General features: G+C 61.7%; 21 protein-coding genes. 7 read left to right on the plus strand and 14 right to left on the minus strand.

Annotated elements, in window-relative coordinates:
• Nucleotides 1–37: 37 nt before the first annotated feature.
• The 3 genes from PSH94_RS25475 to PSH94_RS25485 form a co-directional block, all read right to left on the minus strand.
• Nucleotides 38–313, minus strand: a complete 276-nt coding sequence (locus PSH94_RS25475; RefSeq protein ID WP_003176958.1) for an HU family DNA-binding protein — start codon at nt 311–313, stop codon at nt 38–40.
• A gap of 191 nt (nt 314–504) precedes the next feature.
• Nucleotides 505–1,653, minus strand: coding sequence for an NAD(P)/FAD-dependent oxidoreductase (locus PSH94_RS25480; RefSeq protein WP_181076222.1), 1,149 nt, complete (start codon nt 1,651–1,653; stop codon nt 505–507).
• A 36-nt stretch (nt 1,654–1,689) separates the two neighbouring features.
• Nucleotides 1,690–1,857: a rubredoxin gene (locus PSH94_RS25485; RefSeq protein WP_122849948.1), complete on the minus strand. Its 168-nt coding sequence runs from the start codon at nt 1,855–1,857 to the stop codon at nt 1,690–1,692.
• A 196-nt stretch (nt 1,858–2,053) separates the two neighbouring features.
• Here PSH94_RS25485 and PSH94_RS25490 point away from each other — a divergent pair, with 196 nt between their 5' ends.
• Both PSH94_RS25490 and ubiA read left to right on the plus strand, forming a co-directional pair.
• Entirely contained in the window at nt 2,054–2,617 is a 564-nt protein-coding gene (locus PSH94_RS25490) for a chorismate lyase (RefSeq protein ID WP_181076220.1), read from the plus strand.
• On the plus strand, nt 2,617–3,507 hold the full coding sequence (ubiA, locus tag PSH94_RS25495; protein WP_181076218.1) for a 4-hydroxybenzoate octaprenyltransferase: 891 nt from the start codon (nt 2,617–2,619) through the stop codon (nt 3,505–3,507). The genes PSH94_RS25490 and ubiA overlap by 1 nt, the downstream gene beginning before the upstream one ends.
• Nucleotides 3,508–3,627: 120 nt before the next feature.
• Here ubiA and PSH94_RS25500 read toward each other — a convergent pair whose 3' ends face one another.
• On the minus strand, nt 3,628–4,005 hold the full coding sequence (locus tag PSH94_RS25500; protein ID WP_305436007.1) for a hypothetical protein: 378 nt from the start codon (nt 4,003–4,005) through the stop codon (nt 3,628–3,630).
• Between the two features lie 154 nt (nt 4,006–4,159).
• Between PSH94_RS25500 and phoB the strand changes: the two genes are divergently transcribed.
• The 3 genes from phoB (at nt 4,160) to PSH94_RS25515 (ending at nt 7,881) form a co-directional block, all read left to right on the plus strand.
• Nucleotides 4,160–4,849 carry a phosphate regulon transcriptional regulator PhoB gene (phoB, locus tag PSH94_RS25505; RefSeq protein WP_016703132.1) on the plus strand — a complete coding sequence of 230 codons (690 nt, stop codon included), beginning with the start codon at nt 4,160–4,162 and terminating at the stop codon, nt 4,847–4,849.
• Nucleotides 4,850–4,985: 136 nt separating this feature from the next.
• On the plus strand, nt 4,986–6,272 hold the full coding sequence (phoR, locus tag PSH94_RS25510; RefSeq protein WP_219855147.1) for a phosphate regulon sensor histidine kinase PhoR: 1,287 nt from the start codon (nt 4,986–4,988) through the stop codon (nt 6,270–6,272).
• 268 nt (nt 6,273–6,540) lie between these two features.
• Nucleotides 6,541–7,881 (plus strand): hemolysin family protein, encoded by a 1,341-nt coding sequence (locus PSH94_RS25515; RefSeq protein ID WP_053127585.1) that lies wholly within the window; start codon nt 6,541–6,543, stop codon nt 7,879–7,881.
• 196 nt (nt 7,882–8,077) lie between these two features.
• Here PSH94_RS25515 and PSH94_RS25520 read toward each other — a convergent pair whose 3' ends face one another.
• From PSH94_RS25520 to PSH94_RS25550, 7 genes are all read right to left on the minus strand, one after another.
• Nucleotides 8,078–8,986 (minus strand): response regulator, encoded by a 909-nt coding sequence (locus tag PSH94_RS25520; protein ID WP_181076214.1) that lies wholly within the window; start codon nt 8,984–8,986, stop codon nt 8,078–8,080.
• 167 nt (nt 8,987–9,153) lie between these two features.
• The gene (phoU, locus tag PSH94_RS25525; protein WP_053127580.1) at nt 9,154–9,915 is read right to left on the minus strand and encodes a phosphate signaling complex protein PhoU; all 762 of its coding nucleotides are present in this window, start codon (nt 9,913–9,915) and stop codon (nt 9,154–9,156) included.
• 115 nt (nt 9,916–10,030) lie between these two features.
• Nucleotides 10,031–10,864 carry a phosphate ABC transporter ATP-binding protein PstB gene (pstB, locus tag PSH94_RS25530; RefSeq protein WP_016971675.1) on the minus strand — a complete coding sequence of 278 codons (834 nt, stop codon included), beginning with the start codon at nt 10,862–10,864 and terminating at the stop codon, nt 10,031–10,033.
• A 93-nt stretch (nt 10,865–10,957) separates the two neighbouring features.
• Entirely contained in the window at nt 10,958–12,628 is a 1,671-nt protein-coding gene (pstA, locus tag PSH94_RS25535) for a phosphate ABC transporter permease PstA (RefSeq protein WP_253509805.1), read from the minus strand.
• 15 nt (nt 12,629–12,643) lie between these two features.
• Nucleotides 12,644–14,677, minus strand: a complete 2,034-nt coding sequence (locus PSH94_RS25540; protein WP_181076573.1) for an ABC transporter permease subunit — start codon at nt 14,675–14,677, stop codon at nt 12,644–12,646.
• Between the two features lie 428 nt (nt 14,678–15,105).
• The gene (locus tag PSH94_RS25545; RefSeq protein ID WP_181076211.1) at nt 15,106–16,095 is read right to left on the minus strand and encodes a phosphate ABC transporter substrate-binding protein PstS; all 990 of its coding nucleotides are present in this window, start codon (nt 16,093–16,095) and stop codon (nt 15,106–15,108) included.
• A 270-nt stretch (nt 16,096–16,365) separates the two neighbouring features.
• Nucleotides 16,366–17,655 carry an MFS transporter gene (locus PSH94_RS25550; RefSeq protein ID WP_181076209.1) on the minus strand — a complete coding sequence of 430 codons (1,290 nt, stop codon included), beginning with the start codon at nt 17,653–17,655 and terminating at the stop codon, nt 16,366–16,368.
• A 399-nt stretch (nt 17,656–18,054) separates the two neighbouring features.
• Between PSH94_RS25550 and PSH94_RS25555 the strand changes: the two genes are divergently transcribed.
• Together PSH94_RS25555 and PSH94_RS25560 are read left to right on the plus strand one after the other, a co-directional pair.
• Nucleotides 18,055–18,459 (plus strand): acyl-CoA thioesterase, encoded by a 405-nt coding sequence (locus PSH94_RS25555; RefSeq protein ID WP_003176975.1) that lies wholly within the window; start codon nt 18,055–18,057, stop codon nt 18,457–18,459.
• A 57-nt stretch (nt 18,460–18,516) separates the two neighbouring features.
• The gene (locus PSH94_RS25560) at nt 18,517–19,416 is read left to right on the plus strand and encodes a D-hexose-6-phosphate mutarotase (RefSeq protein ID WP_181076208.1); all 900 of its coding nucleotides are present in this window, start codon (nt 18,517–18,519) and stop codon (nt 19,414–19,416) included.
• A gap of 119 nt (nt 19,417–19,535) precedes the next feature.
• Here the strand turns inward: PSH94_RS25560 and PSH94_RS25565 are convergent, their stop codons facing one another.
• The 3 genes from PSH94_RS25565 to PSH94_RS25575 form a co-directional block, all read right to left on the minus strand.
• Entirely contained in the window at nt 19,536–20,072 is a 537-nt protein-coding gene (locus PSH94_RS25565; protein WP_181076206.1) for a DUF3299 domain-containing protein, read from the minus strand.
• Between the two features lie 77 nt (nt 20,073–20,149).
• On the minus strand, nt 20,150–20,395 hold the full coding sequence (locus PSH94_RS25570) for a GlsB/YeaQ/YmgE family stress response membrane protein (RefSeq protein ID WP_181076205.1): 246 nt from the start codon (nt 20,393–20,395) through the stop codon (nt 20,150–20,152).
• 106 nt (nt 20,396–20,501) lie between these two features.
• Nucleotides 20,502–21,587, minus strand: a complete 1,086-nt coding sequence (locus tag PSH94_RS25575) for a 5-(carboxyamino)imidazole ribonucleotide synthase (protein ID WP_181076203.1) — start codon at nt 21,585–21,587, stop codon at nt 20,502–20,504.
• Nucleotide 21,588 lies beyond the last annotated feature (1 nt).

Here is a 21,588-nt window from a genome sequence, read left to right on the forward strand (position 1 = left end):
TTTCCTACTGCCCCGCCCCCTGTCGAGACGGCACTGTTTACGCGTTAACGGTGTCTTTAAGCGACTTACCCGGCTTGAACGCAACGGTGTTGCTCGCCTTGATCTTCACAGGCTCGCCGGTTTGCGGGTTTTTGCCGGTGCGGGCGCCGCGGTGGCGTTGCAGGAAGGTGCCGAAGCCCACCAGGGTGACGCTGTCCTTGCGGTGCAGGGCGCCGGTGATTTCTTCGAGAACGGCGTTAAGGACGCGGTTGGCCTGTTCCTTGGTGAGATCGGCTTTTTCAGCGATGGCGGCTGCGAGTTCTGGTTTACGCATAAGTGAAGCCTCTTTGACGGTTTTTTGTTGTTATGTCCGTGCCGCTCTCTGACGGAGCGGCGCCCAAAGCGCCGCAGGCTCTACTCTGCGGCAGACGGAAGTGAGGATGGCATGCCCTCGAACGCCGCGCCAGTCTGGCGGCGACCTTTCTAAGTGGAAAAATGTGCTGAATCCGACAGAACGACCGGTATTTATGCCAGCAACGGCGGAAGCTCTTTGTTGAGCGCGAGTTTTTCCATCACGGCGGTGCCCGTCAGCGCGTAGCCCAGCAGCCGGCCGCTGGCGTCGCGGCACAGCGCCTTGATATCAGCGCCCTGCCCTTCGACGCTCCACACGCCCTCGGCGCCGCGTGGCGGAGGGGAGACCACCAGCGGGCAGACCGGCGTTTTCACGGTGACGGGCATCGGCCCGTAGCTGACGGCCGTGGCGTTGCCGGCCAGCGTCTGGGCCAGGGCGCGGGCGCAAGTCATCAGGGGCATGACGTACAGCAGGTTGAGACCGTCGACCTCGGCGCAGTCGCCCAGGGCGTAGATGTTGGCGTGGGACGTCTTGAGGTGGCGATCAACCATGATGCCGCGGTTGATCTGCAGGCCAGCGGCGGCGGCCAGGTCGATGCGTGGGCGCAGGCCGATGGCCGAGACCACCAGGTCGCAGTGGATCACTTCGCCGTCAGACAGGTGCGCTTCCAGGCCGTCAGCCGTGCGTTGCAGGCGGTTGAGCACCGGGCCCAGGTGGAAACGCGCGCCAAGGCTTTCCAGGCCGGCTTGCACCGCCGCCGCCGCTGACGGGTGCAGCAAGGTCGGCATGACTTGCTCGCACGGCGCGACCAGGTCGATTTCATAGCCGCCCAGGATCAGGTCATTGGCGAATTCGCAGCCGATCAGGCCGGCGCCAAGTACCAGCACGCGGCGCTTGCCGGCGGCAGCGGCGCGAAAGCGCGCGTAGTCTTCAAGGTCGTTGATCGGGAAAATCAGCTCGGCGGCGTCGCCCTCGACCGGTACGCGCACGGTTTCGGCGCCCCAGGCCAGGATCAGGTCACGGTAGGCTACCGCTTCCTCGCCGATCCACAGGCGCTTGTGGCCAGGGTCGATGCCGCTGACGCGGGTGTGGGTACGCACTTCGGCCTTAAGTTGCTCGGCCATGGCGCCAGGTTCAGCCATGCTCAGGCCATCGGCTTCCTTATTCTTGCCAAAACCGGTGGAGAGCATGGGCTTGGAGTAGGAGCGCCCGTCATCCGCGGTGATCAGCAGCAATGGGGTCTCGCTGTCGAGCTTGCGAAACTCTCGGGCCACGTTGTAACCGGCCAACCCTGTGCCGATGATCACGACAGGTGCGTTCATTCCTTTCTCCTTGTAGTACGTTTCTTAATTTTCAGATCAGCCGATTTCGATCATTTCGAAATCCATTTTGCCCACGCCGCAATCCGGGCACAGCCAGTCTTCCGGGACGTCCTGCCAAGCAGTGCCCGGCGCGATGCCGTCATCAGGCCACCCGTCCGCTTCGTTGTAGATAAGGCCACAGACGATACATTGCCACTTCTTCATTACTCGCTTCCTCAGGGTCCAGGCATATTGGCCGGCGGTCGATGGATCCAGCGTTGCCACGCGGCTCAGGGCGTTTTGTACTGATCGGGGCCTGCAGATGCAAGCGCGATCGACTCAACGGGACGGTTGAGCCCGGCAAAAGACCGGGACGCCATGGTAAGCTCGCCGCCTCTTTTGCTGCCAATACTGACTCGCCGTGCCGCACTCACTCACCCGCCCCGCTGTCTGCCGATGGCTGCCCCAGAGCCTTCTGAACCCTGCGCCCGCGCCGTCGACCCTCGACTGGTTGTTCGACGAAGGCTCACTGACGCGGCGGTTGACCGGGTTGTCCAACGGTGCCTTCAGCGTGACGCCGCTGTTGGAGGGCTGGCAGCCGCTGCGCGAGGACGAGTGCGCCGCGCTGGAACTGCCCCCGGCCAGTATCGGTTGGGTACGCGAGGTGTATCTGCGCGGGCATGGCCAGCCCTGGGTGTTTGCCCGCAGCGTGGCGGCGCGCAGTGCCTTGCAGGGCGACGGGCTGCAGATGGACGAATTGGGCAGCCGTTCGCTGGGTGAATTGCTGTTCTGCGACCGCGCGTTCACCCGCCAGGCCATTGAAGTGTGCCACTACCCCCGGCACTGGCTGCCTACGGTGGATCAGGTCGATGGGTTATGGGCCCGCCGCTCACGTTTCGACCGGGGCGCACTGAGCGTGCTGGTGGCGGAAGTCTTCCTGCCGAGCTTCTGGGATGCACTGCACGCCCCTTCGGAGAACCGCTGATGTACCAACGCCTGCTCCAATCCCTGAACCGCCTGAATCCCAGAGCCTGGGACTTCGTTCAGTTGACCCGCATGGACAAGCCCATCGGTATCTACCTGTTGATGTGGCCGACACTGTGGGCATTGTGGATTGCCGGCAAGGGCTCGCCCTCGCTGATCAATATCGTGATTTTCGTGCTGGGCGTTACGCTGACGCGCGCTGCCGGTTGCGTGATCAACGACTGGGCTGATCGCAAGGTCGACGGCCATGTGAAGCGCACCGCGCAGCGCCCGTTGGCCAGCGGCAAAATCAGTTCCAAAGAGGCGCTGGTGTTCTTTGCGGTACTGATGCTGATCAGTTTCCTGCTGGTATTGCTGACCAACGCCACCACCATCTGGCTGTCGCTGGGCGGCCTGGCGCTGGCGGTCAGCTACCCGTTCATGAAGCGCTACACCTATTACCCACAGGTGGTGCTGGGGGCGGCGTTTTCCTGGGGCATGCCCATGGCATTCACTGCCGAGACCGGTCATCTGCCCGCCACGGCCTGGCTGCTGTATATCGCCAACCTGCTGTGGACGGTGGCCTACGATACCTACTACGCCATGACTGACCGCGATGACGATTTGAAGATCGGCGTGAAATCCACCGCCATTCTGTTTGGCGATGCTGACCGCGTGATCATCCTGACGCTGCAAGGCCTTTCACTGGCGTGCCTGTTGCTGGCCGGCGCACGGTTTGAGCTGGGGGGCTGGTTCCACCTGGGCTTATTGGCGGCGGCTGGGTGTTTTGCCTGGGAGTCCTGGTACACCCGCGATCGCGATCGCATGAAGTGCTTCAAGGCGTTCTTGCACAACCATTGGGCCGGGCTGGCGATTTTTCTCGGGATTGTGGCGGATTACGCGTTTCGCTGAGGTTTTTGCGCTGTCTGATCGGGCCTCATCGGGGGCAAGCCCCCTCCCACCTTTTGATGTGTGAATACATTCAAATGTGGCAGGGAGATTGCCCCCGATGGTTTGAGCAGCGCCCAGAAATCAGGGCTTGATTACATGCCACACGCCACCCTTGCCATCGCCGGACTTGTCACCGGCCTTTTTGTCATCCTTGTAGGTGTACACCGGCTTGCCTTTGTAGGCCCACTGGCTGGTCTGGTCGTCGCGGGTGATGACCGTCCAATCGCCTGTCGACTTGTCAGTGGACTCTGCCTTCAGCGGCGGCCAGTTGGTCGCGCACTGGTCCTTGCACACGGACTTGCCATCGGCGTCCTTGTCGAAGGTGTAAAGGGTCAACCCGTTGTGATCCACCCACAACCCACCTTGGGTCATCGCCGGCTCCGCCGCGAACGCCAGGCCTGGCAGGGTCAACGCTGCCGTTACCATGAGGGCTTTCCAGGAAACAGTGCTGTAAGTCATCGGAACCTTCCTTTTGTGGTTGTCAGGATTCGGACCCAAAGGGTAGTCCAGAGTGCCGCTAATTGCCCAGGCGACTAAATTACTGTCACACGACTGCAATAATTCCGTTATCTAATGCGGCGCAAGACAGTTAAATGACAAGAGGATTTTGAGCATGGTTGGCAGGAGCATTCTGATTGTTGACGACGAAGCGCCCATCCGCGAGATGATCGCCGTTGCGTTGGAAATGGCCGGCTATGACTGCCTGGAGGCAGAGAACTCTCAGCAGGCCCATGCCATTATCGTCGACCGCAAGCCGGACCTGATCCTGTTGGACTGGATGCTGCCCGGCACGTCCGGCATTGAGTTGGCCCGACGCCTCAAGCGTGACGAACTCACCGGGGATATCCCGATCATCATGCTTACCGCCAAGGGCGAAGAAGACAACAAGATCCAGGGCCTGGAAGTCGGTGCCGATGACTACATCACCAAACCCTTTTCCCCACGGGAACTGGTCGCACGGCTCAAGGCTGTGTTGCGCCGTGCCGGCCCTACCGACGGCGAAGCGCCGATTGAAGTCGGCGGCCTGCTGCTGGACCCGATCAGCCACCGCGTGACCATCGACGGCAAACCGGCCGAGATGGGCCCCACCGAATACCGCCTGCTGCAATTTTTCATGACCCACCAGGAACGCGCCTACACCCGCGGTCAACTGCTGGACCAGGTGTGGGGCGGCAACGTGTATGTGGAAGAACGCACCGTGGACGTACATATTCGCCGCCTGCGCAAAGCCTTGGGTGATGCCTACGAGAATCTGGTACAAACCGTGCGCGGTACCGGCTATAGGTTTTCGACCAAAAGTTGAGCAGCAAGCAGTCAGCTACAAGCGGCAAGAGAACGCCGCATCGCTCTAACTTGAAGCTTGCAGCTTGCACCTTGAAGCTGCCCCAAGGACGTATTTTCAAGTGAATTCGAATTGGCATGGCACCTTGATCCGCCACATGCTCCTGTTGGTCACCGGTTGCCTGTTGGTGGGCCTGATCAGTGGTTATTACGGCTGGAGCCTGGCGATCGGCATCGGCCTGTACCTGGCCTGGACCCTCAAGCAACTGCTACGCCTGCATGAATGGCTGCGCCAGCACAAACCCGACGAAGCACCACCCGACGGCTACGGCCTGTGGGGCGAAGTGTTCGACAGCATCTACCACCTGCAACGTCGCGACCAGCGGGTACGCGGGCGCCTGCAGGCGGTGATCGACCGCGTGCAGGAATCCACCGCGGCCCTCAAAGACGCTGTGATCATGCTCGACAGCGACGGCAACCTGGAATGGTGGAACCGCGCCGCCGAAACCCTGCTGGGCCTCAAGACGCCCCAGGACAGCGGCCAACCGGTGACCAACCTGGTACGCCACCCACGTTTCAAGGAATATTTCGAGCAGGACAATTACGACGAAGCGCTGGAAATCCCCTCACCCACCAACGACCGTGTGCGTATCCAGCTGTACCTGACGCGTTACGGCAACAACGAGCACCTGATGCTGGTGCGTGACGTCACGCGTATCCACCAGTTGGAACAGATGCGCAAGGACTTCGTCGCCAACGTGTCCCACGAGCTGCGCACCCCTTTGACGGTGATCTGCGGTTACCTGGAGACGCTGCTGGATAACGTCGATGAGATCAACCCACGCTGGAGCCGCGCGCTGCAGCAGATGCAGCAGCAGGGCTCGCGGATGCAGACCCTGCTCAACGACCTGTTGCTGCTGGCCAAGCTGGAAGCCACCGACTACCCCTCCGACAACCATCCGGTGGCGGTGCAAAGCCTGCTGCAGACCATCAAGAATGACGCCAAGGCCCTCTCGGGCGAGCGCGGGCAGCAGATCAGTCTGGAAGCCGACCCGGCGGTGCTGCTCAAGGGCAGCGAAGGCGAGTTGCGCAGCGCGTTCTCCAACCTGGTGTTCAACGCGGTGAAATACACCCAGGATCAGGGCACCATTCGCATCCGCTGGTGGGCCGACGAGCAAGGCGCGCACCTGAGCGTGCAGGACTCCGGCATCGGCATCGATGCCAAGCACCTGCCGCGTCTGACCGAGCGTTTCTACCGCGTCGACTCCAGCCGCAACTCCAACACCGGCGGCACCGGGCTGGGCCTCGCCATCGTCAAGCACGTGCTGCTGCGCCATCGCGCGCGCCTGGAGATCAGCAGCGTGCTGGGGCATGGCAGTACGTTCACCTGCCACTTTCCGCCCGCTCAGATGACCCGCTCGCGGGCGATCGGCCTAGATGAATAACCCAAAAACACCATAAGACTAATGTGGGAGGGGGCTTGCCCCCGATGACGGGAGTGAAGTCAACTTATCCATAACTGATCCACCGCCATCGTGGGCAAGCCCCCTTCCACGGTGGATCTTCAGCGTCTCGGGAAATACATTCCATGTCCCACCCGGCGGCGGGCACTAGGCAAGCGCCCCGTCAGCCGCTACATTGGCCGACTTGCGCCTGCCTTTCAGGCGTGCCTGTCACCCCTTATTGAACACATGGAACCTGCAAAACCCCATCATGGACCCTTCCCCTGGTATCACCTTCGCCACACTCTTCGCCGACTTCGGCATGATTCTTTTTGCTCTGATCCTGGTACTGCTCAACGGTTTTTTCGTTGCGGCGGAATTCGCCATGGTCAAACTGCGCTCGACCCGCGTTGAAGCCATTGCCCACACCAACGGTTGGCGCGGGCAGATCCTGCGCACCGTACACAGCCAGCTCGACGCTTATCTGTCGGCGTGCCAGCTGGGTATCACCCTCGCCTCCCTGGGGCTGGGCTGGGTCGGTGAGCCTGCGTTTGCGCACATCCTCGAGCCGCTGTTGGGCGCGGTGGGCGTAGAGTCGCCGGAAGTGATCAAGGGTGTGTCGTTCTTTGCGGCGTTCTTCGTGATTTCCTACCTGCACATCGTGGTCGGCGAGCTGGCGCCCAAATCCTGGGCGATCCGCAAGCCCGAGTTGCTGTCGCTGTGGACGGCCGTGCCGCTGTACTTGTTCTACTGGGCCATGTACCCGGCGATCTACCTGCTCAACGCCAGCGCCAACGCCATCCTGCGTATCGCCGGCCAAGGCGAGCCAGGCCCGCACCACGAGCATCATTACAGCCGCGAAGAACTCAAGCTGATCCTGCACTCCAGCCGTGGCCAGGACCCGAGCGACCAAGGCATGCGGGTACTGGCATCGGCCGTTGAAATGGGCGAGCTGGAAGTGGTGGACTGGGCCAATTCCCGTGAAGACCTGGTGACACTGGACTTCAACGCTCCGCTCAAGGAAATTCTCGCGCTGTTCCGCCGCCACAAGTTCAGTCGCTACCCGGTATACGACGCGGTGCGCAATGAGTTCGTGGGCCTGTTGCACATCAAGGACCTGCTGCTGGAACTGGCGGCGCTGGACCACATCCCCGAATCCTTCAACCTGGCCGAGCTGACCCGTCCGCTGGAACGCGTGTCTCGGCATATGCCGTTGTCGCAGTTGCTGGAGCAGTTTCGCAAGGGCGGTGCTCACTTCGCTCTGGTGGAAGAAGCTGATGGCAAGATCATCGGCTACCTGACCATGGAAGACGTGCTGGAAGTGCTGGTCGGCGATATCCAGGACGAACACCGCAAGGCCGAGCGCGGCATTCTTGCGTACCAGCCGGGCAAGCTGCTGGTGCGCGGCGACACCCCGCTGTTCAAGGTAGAACGCCTACTGGGCGTGGACCTGGACCACATCGAAGCCGAGACCCTGGCCGGGCTGATCTACGACACGCTCAAGCGCGTGCCGGAGGAAGAAGAGGTGCTGGAGGTTGAGGGCCTGCGGATCATCATCAAGAAGATGAAAGGGCCGAAGATCGTACTGGCCAAGGTGCTGCTGCTGGATTGACCGTCAGTTGCCCGACGCAAAGCCGGCTTAGGCCGCCGACGGGCTGAGCACTCATGGCAACGTTGTATGCTGCAATGAAGATCAAACGTGGGAGCGGGCTTGCTCGCGAACGCGGTGTGTCAGCCACTGATCCGGGACTGACACCCCTATGCGCAAGCAAGCCGGCTCTCACACTCACGCGTGCGCCGCTTGAGAATCAGGCACCCGGCACAAAATGCTTCTGCGCCGTGCCCCGTGCGATCAGGCGCGAGATGTAGTCCAGCTTCTGTGCGTCCTGGTCAATGAAGCGAAAGGTCAGTTGCAGCCAATCGCTGTCCGGCTTGGGCTCGAAGGCGACGATGGCGTGCAGGTAGCCGTTGAGGCGCGCCACTTCGGCGTTCTCGCCTTGTTCCAGGTCCAGCACTGCGCTTTCCAGCACTTGTGGCAGGATCTCGCCACGGCGTACTACCAGCAGCGCTTCCTTGATGCTCAGCGCCTTGATAACGCACTGCTGAGTGCCGCTGGACAGCCGCAACTGGCCCTGGCCACGCCCGGACTGGGCCGGCGATGCGGCCGGCGCTTGTACCGGTGGCGTGTTGAGCAGGCCACGGTTGGGCGCGGCGGCGGCGACGGGGGCGGCGCCCTTGACGGCTTCGGGCTTACCGCCGGTCAGGGCGCTGAGCGAGTCATTACCGAACGCCGAATTCATCTTGGTTGGCGCACTGGCGACCAAAGCATCGAGACGGCCAACCTTGTGCAGGGCCTGCTTGACCTTGTTCAACAATTGCTCGTTGGTAAACGGCTTGCTGACGTAGCCGGACACGCCGGCCTGAATCGCCTGGACTACGTTCTCCTTGTCACCCCGGCTGGTCACCATCACAAACGGCATGGCCTTCAGATGGGCCTGCTCGCGGCACCAGGTCAGCAGCTCCAGCCCGGACATTTCCGGCATTTCCCAATCGCACAGCACCAGGTCGAACGACTCGCGCATCAGGATGGTCTGGGCCTTCTTGCCGTTCACCGCATCTTCAAGCTTGATCCCGGGGAAGTAATTACGCAGGCACTTCTTCACCAGGTCGCGGATAAACGAGGCGTCATCCACCACCAATACACTGACTTTACTCATCGACCCTTTATCCTATAAAAACCGCGGCACGCAGAACGCCTGACTGATGGCATTTTGCCAAAACTCTGCAGTCACGTCGGGACTTTCTTTCACCCGCCGCGCAAATAATTCAGATGCCACAAACAAAAACGCCCGACCAAAGGCCGGGCGTTAATTTCTCGGGCAACTTACTTATCGTCAGGTTCGCCCGGAACATTAGGGATTTGGTCGGCTGAGCCCTCAACTTCGGCTTTCATGCGCTTGAGCCCCATGTGCCGTACGTCGGTACCACGCACCAGGTAAATCACCAGCTCCGAAATATTGCGCGCGTGGTCGCCGATGCGCTCCAGCGAACGCAGCACCCAGATAATGCTCAAGACCCGCGAGATAGAGCGTGGGTCTTCCATCATGTAGGTAGCCAGCTCGCGCAGGGCGGTCTTGTATTCGCGGTCGATGACCTTGTCGTACTGGGCCACCGACAGTGCCAGGTCGGCGTCGAAGCGAGCAAACGCGTCCAGGGCATCGCGCACCATGTTGCGCACTTGGTCGCCGATGTGCCGCACCTCTACGTAACCACGCGGCGCTTCGCCTTCTTCGCAGAGTTGGATGGCACGGCGCGCGATCTTGGTGGCTTCGTCGCCGATGCGCTCCAGGTCGATCACCGACTTGGAGATGCTGATGATCAAACGCAAATCCGATGCCGCCGGCTGGCGACGGGCGAGAATGCGCAGGCATTCTTCGTCGATGTTGCGTTCCATCTGGTTGATCTGGTCGTCGATTTCCCGCACCTGCTGGGCCAGGCCCGAGTCGGCCTCGATCAGCGCGGTGACCGCATCGTTGACTTGCTTCTCCACCAGCCCGCCCATCGCCAGGAGGTGGCTGCGCACTTCCTCAAGCTCGGCGTTGAACTGCGCAGAGATGTGATGGGTAAGGCCTTCTTTGCTAATCATGCGTTTGCTCCGCAAAAGCTGTAAGCCGCAAGCTACAAGCCGCAAGCTGATGTGTGTCGTTCCGTTGAACTGCTTTTACTTGCCGCTTGAAACTGGCGGCTTGCAGCTGCCCCAACTAGCCATAGCGACCGGTGATGTAGTCTTCGGTCTGTTTCTTTGCCGGATTGGTGAACAGGGTATCGGTGTCGCCGAACTCCACCAGCTTGCCCATGTACATGAACGCGGTGTAGTCGGAAACGCGCGCCGCCTGTTGCATGTTGTGGGTCACGATGACGATGGTGAACTTGGATTTAAGCTCGTAGATCAGTTCTTCCACTTTCAGCGTCGAGATCGGGTCAAGGGCCGAGCAGGGTTCGTCCAGCAGCAGCACTTCCGGCTCCACGGCGATGGTTCGCGCGATCACCAGCCGTTGCTGCTGACCGCCGGACAAACCGAGCGCCGAATCGTGCAGGCGGTCCTTGACCTCGTCCCACAGCGCCGCGCCCTTGAGCGCCCACTCGACGGCTTCGTCAAGGATGCGCTTTTTATTGATGCCCTGGATGCGCAGGCCATAGACCACGTTTTCGTAGATGGTCTTGGGGAACGGGTTGGGCTTCTGGAACACCATGCCGACCCGGCGACGCAGCTCGGCCACGTCCTCGCCCTTGCGGTAGATGTTGCTGCCGTAGAGGTTGATGGCACCCTCCACGCGGCAGCCGTCCACCAGGTCGTTCATGCGGTTGAAGGTACGCAGCAGTGTGGACTTGCCGCAGCCCGACGGGCCGATGAAGGCGGTCACGCGCTGCTTGGGAATGTTCATGCTGACATCGAACAGCGCCTGCTTTTCACCGTAGTACAGGCTCAGGCCCGGCACTTCGATGGCCACGGTTTCCTGGGCCAGGCTCAGGCTCTGCTTGTCGCGACCCAGGGCAGACATGTTGATGCCGTGGGAATGGGTTTCGTGTTGCATGGTCTCACTCCGTTCGAAGCTGCAAGCTTTTAGCTGCAAGCTGCAAGATTTGAGCAAAAGCGGCTTGTAGCTTGCCGCTTGTGGCTAATAGATTCAGCTGTCCAACGCCTTGTACTTCTCGCGCAGGTGGTTACGAATCCACACCGCCGACAGGTTGAGCGTGGCGATCACCAGCACCAGCAACAGCGCGGTGGCGTACACCAGCGGTCGCGCGGCTTCGACGTTGGGGCTCTGGAAGCCGACGTCATAAATATGGAAGCCCAGGTGCATGATCTTCTGGTCCAGGTGCAAGTACGGGTAGTTGCCGTCCAGCGGCAGCGACGGCGCCAGTTTCACCACGCCTACCAGCATCAGTGGCGCCACTTCACCGGCGGCGCGGGCCACGGCGAGGATCATGCCGGTCATCATGGCCGGGCTGGCCATCGGCAGTACGATCTTCCACAGCGTCTCCGCCTTTGTCGCGCCCAGCGCCAGCGAACCTTCACGCACGGTGCGCGGGATCCGCGCCAGGCCTTCTTCGGTGGCCACGATCACCACCGGTACCGCCAGCAGCGCCAGGGTCAGCGAGGCCCACAGCAGGCCCGGTGTACCGAAGGTCGGCGCCGGCAGTGCTTCGGCGAAGAACAAGCGGTCGACCGAGCCCCCCAATACATACACGAAGAAACCCAGGCCGAACACGCCGTAGACGATGGCCGGTACACCCGCCAGGTTGTTCACGGCGATGCGGATGATGCGGGTCAGGGTGTTCTGCTTGGCGTATTCGCGCAGGTACACCGCCGCCAGCACACCGAACGGGGTGACGATCATCGCCATGATCAGGGTCATCATTACGGTGCCGAAAATAGCCGGGAAGATCCCGCCTTCGGTGTTGGCTTCCCGCGGGTCATCGCTGAGAAATTCCCAGACTTTGCTGAAGTAGAAGCCGATCTTGGTCATGGTGCCCATGGCGTTGGGCTGGTAAGCGTGCACCACTTTGCCGATGCCGATTTCCACTTCCTTGCCATTGCCGTCACGGGCCGTCAGCGCATCGCGATTGAATTGCGCGTGCAGGTCGGCCAGGCGTGCTTCGATGTCCTGGTAGCGTGCATTCAGCTCGGCGCGGTCGGCGTCCATATCGGCCTGGGCGGCGGCGTCGAGCTTGCCTTCCAGCTCCAGCTTGCGGCCGTGCAGGCGGATGCGTTCCAGGCCGGCGTTGATCGCGCCGATATCGGTTTTTTCCAGGCTCTTGAGCTGAGCGGCCAGCTTGTTGACGCGCTCGACCCGCGCCTGCAGCTCCGGCCACGCGGCCTCGCCTTCAGCGATGACCTTGCCGTCCTGCTTGACGTTGACCAGGGTGCCGTAGAAGTTGCCCCACTCACGACGCTCGATCGTCATCAGCTCTTTCGGCTTGGTCTGGTCCTGCAACCATTCGCCGACGATCCAGGTGAAGTCGTTGCCGTTCAAGTCCCTGTTACCGACCTTGATCAGCTCGCGGGTCATGAACTCCGGGCCCTCGTCGGGCACCGGCAGGCCTGCGCTTTTAAGCCGTTCGCGCGGCACTTCTTCTTTCTGCACCACTTCGCCGATAACGATGTGGTTGGCCTGGCCCGGCACGTTGTAATTGGCCTGGATCAGGTCGGCCGGCCAGAAGTGGCCCAGACCACGCACCGCGATCACAGCCAGCAGGCCAATGGTCATGATGACCGCGATGGATACCGCGCCACCGCTGATCCAGACGCCGGGGGCGCCGCTCTTGAACCATCCATTCAGGGAGTTCTGTTTCACAGACTTCTACCTTTCTTAAAGCGACGAGTATTTCTTGCGCAGACGCTGACGAATCAGCTCGGCGAGGGTATTCATGATGAAGGTGAACAGCAGCAGCACCAGCGCCGAGAGGAACAGCACGCGGTAGTGACTGCCGCCCACTTCCGACTCGGGCATTTCCACCGCAACGTTAGCCGCCAGGGTGCGCAGGCCTTCGAACAGGTTCATCTCCATCACCGGGGTGTTGCCGGTGGCCATCAGCACGATCATGGTCTCGCCCACGGCGCGGCCCATGCCGATCATCAGCGCCGAGAAGATGCCCGGGCTGGCGGTCAGGATCACCACGCGGGTCATGGTCTGCCACGGCGTGGCGCCCAGGGCCAGGGAGCCCAGGGTCAGGCCGCGCGGCACACTGAACACGGCGTCTTCGGCAATGGAATAGATGTTCGGGATTACCGCAAAACCCATGGCCAGGCCCACCACCAGAGCATTGCGCTGGTCGTAGGTGATGCCCAGGTCGTGGGAGATCCACATGCGCATGTCGCCGCCGAAGAACCAGGTTTCCAGGTACGGGCTCATGTACAGCGACAGCCAGCCCACGAACAGGATCACCGGGATCAGGATCGCGCTTTCCCAGCCATCGGGCACACGCAGGCGCAGGGATTCAGGCAGGCGGCTGAAGATAAAACCGGCCACCAGGATGCCAATCGGCAACAGCATCAGCAGGCTGAAAATCCCCGGTAGATGCCCCTCGACATACGGCGCCAGGAACAGCCCGGCGAAGAAGCCCAGGATCACCGTCGGCATCGCTTCCATCAGCTCGATCACCGGCTTGACCTTGCGGCGCAGGCTCGGGGCCATGAAGTACGCGGTGTAGATCGCGGCGGCAACGGCCAGCGGCGCGGCCAGCAGCATGGCGTAGAACGCAGCTTTGAGCGTGCCGAATGTCAGCGGCGCCAGGCTCATCTTGGGTTCGAAGTCGGTGTTGGCGGCGGTTGATTGCCAGACGTATTTAGGCTCGTCGTAGTTCTCGTACCAAACCTTGCTCCACAGCGCGCTCCAGGAGACTTCCGGGTGCGGGTTGTCCAGCACCAACGGCTGCAGTTTGCCGCCGGCTTCCACGATGACGCGGTTGGCTCGTGGCGACAGGCCGAACACGCCCTGGCCGTCGACCACCGGGTCCACCAGCAGGGTGCGGTGCGCGGTGCTGTGGAACACACCGAACTTGCCGGCGGCATCCAGGGCGGTGAAGCCTTTGCGACGTTCCTCGGCGGTAATTTCCACAATCGGCGCGGTGCCCATCTGGAAGGTGCGGATCTGCTTGAGGCGCTGTTCGCCGTCCGGGTCGCGGGCCATGAACCACTGGGCCAGGCCGCCCTTGGAGTTACCGACGATCAGCGAAATGCCGCCCACCAGTTGCGTACTGGCGGTAATTTCAGCGTTGCCATCTTCCAACAATTTGTATCGACCGTTGAGACTCTTGTCGCGCAGGCTGAATACGTCGGCCAGGGCGCGGCCGTTGATCACGTATAGCCATTGCTGGCGCGGGTCGATGAAGATCGCCTTCACCGGCTCGGTCATCTGCGGCAGCTCGATACGCTTCTGCTCGCTGGTGACTTCACCGGTCATCATGTTTTCTTCGCGGCTCAGGGTGAGCACGTTCAGGTGCGAACCGGCCGAGCCTGCGGCTACCAGCGAGGAATCGGTGGCGTTGAGCGCTACGTGCTCCAGCGGGCGACCGGCATCGTCCAGTACGATCGGCGTTTCACCGTAGGGGTATTCGATGGCGGGAGTGATGGTCTTCTTGCCGTCCGGGTAGGACACCTTATAGGTGTGGCGGAACACCATGGCCTGGCCATTGGACAAACCGAGAATCACCAGCGGGCTGCCCGGCTGGTCTTCACCAATGGACGCTACGCTCGCGCCGACCGGCAATGGCAGGTCGACGCGCTTGAGCTCGGCACCCGTGTCCACTTCAAAGAACAGCGCCTGGCCTTTGTCGGAAACCCGCATGGCGACCTGGTTCTGTTCTTCCAGGGAGATCAGCAACGGCTTGCCGGCGTCTTGCATCCACGCGGGCGTGAGAGCGTCTTCCTTGGTCAACGAAGCACCTTGGAACAACGGCGCCACCACGTAGGCCAGGAAGAAAAAGATCAGGGTGATGGCGGCCAGCACGGCAAGGCCGCCGACCAGCACATACCAGCGAGTGAAGCGATCCTTGAGCGCGCGGATGCGGCGCTTGCGTTGCAGCTCAGGCGTATTGAAATCAATGCGCTTGGGAGGAGAAGTCGTCGTCATGGTGGAATTGGCCAGATCATTCATGCGCACACCCTAGCGATCCTGTATGACAGAAAGATGACAATGCAGTGACGCAGGAAATCCGCCGCGGAGCAGGGCTGGCAGCGGACTAGAAATTAGGAGGCAAGGTCCAGCTCCTTCGGACCTGCCCGGCCTTGAACCCAGCCAAGCGGCGGGCTCAAGGCGATTTTACCGGTAGCTTACTTGCCGCCTTCCTGCAGACCCAGGTCAGCCAGTGCCTTGGCGGCAACTTTGGCTGGCAGTGGGATGTAGCCGTCTTTCACCACAACTTCCTGGCCCTGTTTCGACAGAACCAGCTTCACGAACTCAGCTTCCAGCGGAGCCAGCGGCTTGTTCGGGGCTTTGTTGACGTAGACGTAGAGGAAGCGCGACAGCGGATATTTGCCGTTCAGGGCGTTTTCTTCACTGTCTTCGATGAAGTCGGTGCTGCCTTTTTTGGCCAGGGCCACGGTCTTCACGCTGGCAGTCTTGTAGCCGATGCCCGAGTAGCCGATGCCGTTGAGCGAGGAACTGATCGACTGCACGACCGACGCCGAGCCTGGTTGCTCGTTCACGTTAGGCTTGTAGTCGCCTTTGCACAGGGCCTCTTCCTTGAAGTAGCCGTAGGTACCGGATACCGAGTTACGACCGAACAGTTGCACCGGCTTGTTGGCCAGGTCACCGGTCACGCCCAGGTCGCCCCAGGTTTTCACGTCAGCTTTGCCACCGCACAGGCGGGTCGAGGAGAAGATCGCGTCGACCTGCTCCATGGTCAGGTGCTGGATCGGGTTGTCCTTGTGCACGAACACCGCCAGGGCGTCCACGGCCACCGGGATAGCGGTTGGCTTGTAGCCGTACTTCTGCTCGAAGGCCGCCAGTTCGGTGTCCTTCATCTTGCGGCTCATCGGGCCCAGGTTGGAGGTGCCTTCAGTCAGCGCAGGTGGCGCAGTGGCGGAACCGGCAGCTTGAATCTGGATGTTGACGTTCGGGTATTCCTTTTTGTAACCCTCAGCCCACAGGGTCATCAGGTTGGCCAGGGTGTCGGAACCGACGCTGGACAAGTTGCCCGACACACCCGTGGTCTTCACATACGCCGGAATCGCCGGGTCAACACCAGCGGCCACCGCGTTGGCGGTCGCAACGCCAGCAGCGACAAACGTCATTGCCGCCATCAAACGTTTCAGTTTCATGCCTTGCTCCTAGCAGATAGGGATAGTTGGATCGGGGCCAAGTATCGGTAGGCCGTGTGAACACTCTATGTCTGGAATGTGACAATTAGATGAAAGGCCAGTATGGGGAGCAAAGACCGAGGGCGGGGTGCAGTGCCCTGAATACGGGAGAATGTGAGGCGAGGAGGTAGCGCGCGGCAGTTTTTGAAATACCCTGTAATTGTTGTAGCAAGCAACCTCTGTGGCGAGCTTGCCCACTCGCCACAGATTATCGTTGCGTGTCAGCAGGGTTCAGCGCCCACGCTTCCACAGATACCCACCCACCAACATCCCCATCACACACAGCACGGCCACGTAGTAAGCCGGACCCATCGGGCTTTCCTTCATCAGCAGTGACACCACCAATGGCGTCAACCCGCCGAACACTGCATAGGCCACGTTGTAGGAGAACGACAGTCCGCTGAAGCGCACCACCGGTGGGAAGGCCTTGACCATCACGTAAGGCACCACGCCGATGGTGCCGACGAACAGGCCGGTCAGGGCGTAGAGCGGGAACAGCCAGTCGGGATGAGTGATGAGACTGTGGTAGAGCGTCCAGGAGGTCGCCAGCAGCAACGCACACCCGGCGGTCAGCACGCGCCCGGCGCCGAAGCGGTCGGCCAGGGCGCCGGAGCCGATGCAGCCCAGGCTCAGGGTCACGATGGCCAGGCTGTTGGCTTGCAGCGCAACGGTGGGGCTGAAGTGATAGATGGTCTGCAGCACGGTCGGGGTCATCAGAATGACCACCACCACGCCGGCCGACAGCAGCCAGGTCAACAGCATCGACAGCACGATGGCGCCACGGTGGTCACGCAGCACCGCGCGCAGCGGCAGCTCAGCGGCCAGGGTCTTGCGTTGCTGCATCTCGGCGAAAATCGGCGTCTCATGCAGCCAGCGACGCAGGTACACCGACAACAGGCCAAACACGCCACCGAGCAGGAACGGGATACGCCAGGCGTAGTCCGACACCTGTTCCGGGCTATACAGGGTGTTGATGGCGGTGGCGACCAGCGATCCGAGCAGAATACCGGCGGTCAGGCCGCTGGTCAGGGTGCCGCAGGCGTAGCCGATATGCCGTGGCGGCACGTGTTCGGACACAAATACCCACGCCCCCGGCACCTCGCCGCCGATCGCCGCGCCCTGGATGACGCGCATCAGCAGCAACAGCAGCGGCGCCCAGAGGCCGATCTGCGCATAAGTCGGCAGCAGGCCCATGATCAAGGTCGGCACGGCCATCATGAAGATGCTCAAGGTGAACATCTTCTTGCGCCCCAGCAGGTCGCCGAAGTGCGCCATGATGATGCCGCCCAGAGGACGCGCCAGGTAGCCGGCGGCAAAGATACCGAAGGTCTGCATCATGCGCAGCCACTCGGGCATGTCGACGGGGAAGAACAGCTTCCCGACCACGGTGGCGAAAAACACGAAAATAATGAAGTCGTAGAACTCCAGCGCCCCGCCCAAGGCGGACAGCGACAGGGTTTTATAGTCGTTGCGGGTCAGCGGGCGCGAAGGTTGCGCACTGCTTGCAGGCACGGAGGACATGGCAAGGCTTCTCTTATTAGTCAGAACGGCAGATCCGGGGTGCTGGCTGCGCCAGGACGGGTTCGGCAAGATAGCAAATCGCCTGGAAAAGCACACCAGAAGCACAGTTGCCGGAAAAAGCTCCATTACAGCGGCTAAATGCCGACCAAATGAGCGACGGGAGGTCGTCGCAGCGCATGGGTGTCGATATACTCGCCCCTTGCACGCGCCAGACCCGCAGTCTTGAGGGCTGCTGTGCCAAAACGACGTTGGCGCCGCCCAGCCGTTTTGGCAGAGTTTCCCTTTAGTACGCCTTACGAGAAACGCATCAGGCGGGGTATGGTGCTGAAACGTTTTTCCCAAAGACGGCTATCCACTTGAAATACCCATGAAGCGTCACGGGTCAGAGGCACCCTCGGCATGATCGAACTCGAACAAGAAGATCCTATCCCGCAAGGCGATCTCGCCCTGCAAATCACGGCTCTGCCGCGTGAAACCAACGGTTTTGGCGACATCTTCGGCGGCTGGCTGGTCGCGCAGATGGACCTGGCCGGCACCGCCATGGCCAGCAAGGTCGCCGGTGGGCGCGTGGCTACCGTGGCCATCGATCGCATGGCGTTCCTGGTGCCGGTCGCGGTGGGCGCGCAATTGTCCTTTTATACCCAGGCCCTGGAAATCGGCCGCAGCTCGATCCAGATGATGGTCGAAGTGTGGAGCGACGATCCGCTGTCCAGCGAATGGCGCAAAGTGACCGAGGCGGTGTTTGTGTTCGTCGCCATCGACGGCAGCGGCCGCACCCGTTCGGTACCGTCGCGCGCGCGTTAAACCTCATCGGATTTTGACGGTCAATTGCCCCATTGCCTGCCATTGAGAGTGCTTCGTATGCCTACGCCACACGTTGAAACCGTGACAATCGACGAGCTGGACTGCTGGCGCATCCGCCACAACGGCGCCGAGCTGATGGTGGCCCGGCAGGGTGCGCATATCTTCAGTTACCAGCGCGAGGGCGAACAGCCGCTGATCTGGCCGAACCCCGCCGCCGTGTTCAAGCAAGGCAAAGGCATCCGCACCGGCGTGCCCGTGTGCTGGCCGTGGTTTGGCGTGTTCGACCGCAACCCGGACAGCGTCAAAGCGATGCGCCGGAGCGACCAACCAGCCGGCGCCCACGGGTTTGCGCGCACCGCACGCTGGGAATTGGCCGGAACCGAGCTTGAGGGCGACGCCTTGCGCATCGACCTGGCGCTGCCGATACCTGCGGGCGGCTTCCCCGGCTGGCCCCATCAGGTCGAACTTACCCTGAGTCTGCTGCTGGACGAGCAACTGCACATCCGCCTGACCAGCCACAACCGTGGCACCGACACCGTGACTCTCAGCCAGGCGCTGCATACCTACTTCGCCGTCAGCGATGTGCGCCACGTGCAGGTCGAAGGATTGGACGGTACGACGTATATCGACACCGCCGACGGCTGGACCACGAAGACCCAGTCCGGCCCGCTGCACTTCAGCGCCGAGACCGACCGCATCTACCTCGACACGCCGAAGCAGGTGAGCATCGTCGACAAAGACTGGCAGCGTCGCATCCAACTCACGGCCCAGGGCTCCACATCGACAGTGATCTGGAACCCCTGGACCGAGCGGGCCAAGGCCTTCGACGATATGGCCGACGACGGCTGGCAAAACATGCTGTGCATCGAGACGGCGAATGTGCTGGATGATGTGGTGACATTGGCGCCCAACGAACGCCATACGCTGGGCGTAAGCATCGCCGGCATCGCCCTGTAGATAAAGAGTCCATTGTGGGAGGGGGCTTGCCTCCGATAGCGGTGAGTCAGCCAGCTCAAGGGTGACTGGCATCCTGCTATCGGGGGCAAGCCCTCTCCCACATTGATTTGTGTTGAGGCTTAGAGATCGGCTTCCTTGACTACTCGCACCTTGCCCGCGTCCAGCGCATAGGCCGCATCCGCCAAATCGTTATTCACCGTCTCCACCTTCAACGTGCCGGTAACCCACAGCGGCGTGTAGATATCGTCCAGCTTCAACCCCTTGGGATAACGCACCAGCACCAGCTGGTTTGGCGGCGGTGGCGGTACGTGGATGCAGGCGCCTGGGTACGGCACCAGGAAGAACAGTGTGCTGCGGCCCTTGGCGTCGGTCTCCAGCGGAACCGGATAACCGCCGATGCGGATATTCTTGCCGTTCATGGCGGCCACGGTTTTGGTGGAATACATCACCGCCGGCAGGCCTTTGCTCTGCTTCAAGCCGCCTTTGTCGGTAAAGGTGCCCTGGGCTTCAGGGGAGTTGTGGTCGATCTCGGGCATGGCCTCAAGGGCCTTCTGGTCCGACAGCGGCATCAGGTCGAGCCAGTCGGTTTCCGGCAGTTCGCCGGCGTGCGCCAGGCCAGTGCCCAGCACGAGGAAAATCAATAGAAAACGGCGCATGGAGAGGCTCGGCAAGTACAAGTGGCGAGCATTCTAGCCCTCTGCGCCTGCGCAGCGCAGAGGACTTTGTCGGCTGATTACTTCTTTCTGATCAGGCCGTAGATCACCAACAGGATGATCGCGCCGACCAGCGCACCGATGAAGCCGGCACCTTGACCCGCCTGGTAGATACCCAGCGCCTGGCCACCGTAGGTCGCGGCCAGGGAGCCGGCGATGCCCAGCAGAATAGTCATGATCCAGCCCATGCTGTCGTCGCCTGGCTTGAGGAAACGCGCGAGCAGACCGACGATCAGGCCGATAAAGATGGTTCCGATGATACCCATGGCATTTCCCTCTGAATGAATGTGTGTCATGGCAAAGCCTAGCCAGGCTTTACCATCCTGCAATCAGAGAGACGGCGGGGCCCAATGGTTCCCGCCGCGCCGAGGCTTATTGCTCGGCGATCAGCGCTTCGACCTTGAGGATCTGCGCCTGCAGCGTCGCGCGATCCTGGCAACGCAGGTTGGCGTGACCGACTTTGCGCCCGGCCTTGAAGGCCTTGCCGTAGTGATGCAGGTGGCAGTCGTCGATCGCGATCACGCGCTCCACCGGCGGGACCACGCCAATGAAATTGAGCATCGCACTCTCGCCCACCTTGGCCGTGGAACCCAGCGGCAAGCCCGCCACCGCCCGCAGGTGGTTCTCGAACTGGCTGCACTCGGCGCCTTCGGTGGTCCAGTGCCCGGAGTTGTGTACACGCGGGGCGATCTCGTTGGCCTTGAGGCCGCCGTCGACTTCAAAGAACTCGAACGCCATCACGCCGACGTAATCCAGCTGCTTGAGCACACGGCTGGAATAGTCTTCGGCCAAGGCCTGCAACGGATGGTCGGTGCTGGCAACCGACAGTTTGAGGATGCCGTTGACGTGAGTATTGTGCACCAGCGGGTAGAAGCGCGTTTCGCCATCACGGGCGCGCACGGCGATCAGCGAGACTTCACCGGTGAACGGCACGAAACCTTCCAGCAGGCAGGCGACGCTGCCCAGTTCGGCGAAAGTACCGACCACATCCGCTTCGCTGCGCAGCACTTTCTGACCCTTGCCGTCGTAACCCAGGGTGCGGGTTTTCAGCACGGCCGGCAGGCCGATGCGGGCGACCGCGGCGTCCAGGTCCGCCTGGGACTGGATATCGGCGAAGTCCGGCGTCGGGATGCCCAGGTCCTTGAACATGCTCTTTTCGAACCAACGATCGCGAGCGATGCGCAGGGCCTCGGCACTGGGGTACACCGGCACGAACTGCGACAGGAAGGCCACGGTTTCCGCCGGAACGCTTTCGAACTCGAAAGTCACCAGGTCCACTTCGTCGGCCAGTTGGCGCAGGTGGTCCGGGTCACTGTAGTCAGCGCGCAGGTGTTCACCCAGGGCCGCCGCACAGGCGTCCGGCGCCGGGTCCAGGAAAGCGAAATTCATCCCCAGCGGGGTGCCCGCCAGGGCGAGCATGCGGCCCAGCTGGCCGCCACCGATTACACCGATCTTCATG

Origin of the sequence: Pseudomonas sp. FP2254 (assembly GCF_030687695.1) — a bacterium.
GTDB classification, from domain to species: Bacteria; Pseudomonadota; Gammaproteobacteria; order Pseudomonadales; family Pseudomonadaceae; genus Aquipseudomonas; species Aquipseudomonas quebecensis.

Excerpts from the sequence above, each read along its gene's own strand:
- PSH94_RS25570 (WP_181076205.1), bottom strand. The coding sequence starts at position 20,395 with ATGGGTATCATCGGAACCATCTTTATCGGCCTGATCGTCGGTCTGCTC.
- phoR (WP_219855147.1), top strand. The coding sequence starts at position 4,986 with ATGCTCCTGTTGGTCACCGGTTGCCTGTTGGTGGGCCTGATCAGTGGT.
- PSH94_RS25555 (WP_003176975.1), top strand. The coding sequence starts at position 18,055 with ATGATCGAACTCGAACAAGAAGATCCTATCCCGCAAGGCGATCTCGCC.
- pstB (WP_016971675.1), bottom strand. The coding sequence starts at position 10,864 with ATGCAACACGAAACCCATTCCCACGGCATCAACATGTCTGCCCTGGGT.
- PSH94_RS25540 (WP_181076573.1), bottom strand. The coding sequence starts at position 14,677 with ATGCAAGACGCCGGCAAGCCGTTGCTGATCTCCCTGGAAGAACAGAAC.
- PSH94_RS25500 (WP_305436007.1), bottom strand. The coding sequence starts at position 4,005 with ATGACTTACAGCACTGTTTCCTGGAAAGCCCTCATGGTAACGGCAGCG.
- phoU (WP_053127580.1), bottom strand. The coding sequence starts at position 9,915 with ATGATTAGCAAAGAAGGCCTTACCCATCACATCTCTGCGCAGTTCAAC.
- phoB (WP_016703132.1), top strand. The coding sequence starts at position 4,160 with ATGGTTGGCAGGAGCATTCTGATTGTTGACGACGAAGCGCCCATCCGC.
- PSH94_RS25520 (WP_181076214.1), bottom strand. The coding sequence starts at position 8,986 with ATGAGTAAAGTCAGTGTATTGGTGGTGGATGACGCCTCGTTTATCCGC.
- ubiA (WP_181076218.1), top strand. The coding sequence starts at position 2,617 with ATGTACCAACGCCTGCTCCAATCCCTGAACCGCCTGAATCCCAGAGCC.
- PSH94_RS25550 (WP_181076209.1), bottom strand. The coding sequence starts at position 17,655 with ATGTCCTCCGTGCCTGCAAGCAGTGCGCAACCTTCGCGCCCGCTGACC.
- PSH94_RS25515 (WP_053127585.1), top strand. The coding sequence starts at position 6,541 with ATGGACCCTTCCCCTGGTATCACCTTCGCCACACTCTTCGCCGACTTC.
- PSH94_RS25475 (WP_003176958.1), bottom strand. The coding sequence starts at position 313 with ATGCGTAAACCAGAACTCGCAGCCGCCATCGCTGAAAAAGCCGATCTC.
- PSH94_RS25575 (WP_181076203.1), bottom strand. The coding sequence starts at position 21,587 with ATGAAGATCGGTGTAATCGGTGGCGGCCAGCTGGGCCGCATGCTCGCC.
- PSH94_RS25545 (WP_181076211.1), bottom strand. The coding sequence starts at position 16,095 with ATGAAACTGAAACGTTTGATGGCGGCAATGACGTTTGTCGCTGCTGGC.
- PSH94_RS25485 (WP_122849948.1), bottom strand. The coding sequence starts at position 1,857 with ATGAAGAAGTGGCAATGTATCGTCTGTGGCCTTATCTACAACGAAGCG.
- PSH94_RS25565 (WP_181076206.1), bottom strand. The coding sequence starts at position 20,072 with ATGCGCCGTTTTCTATTGATTTTCCTCGTGCTGGGCACTGGCCTGGCG.
- PSH94_RS25480 (WP_181076222.1), bottom strand. The coding sequence starts at position 1,653 with ATGAACGCACCTGTCGTGATCATCGGCACAGGGTTGGCCGGTTACAAC.
- PSH94_RS25560 (WP_181076208.1), top strand. The coding sequence starts at position 18,517 with ATGCCTACGCCACACGTTGAAACCGTGACAATCGACGAGCTGGACTGC.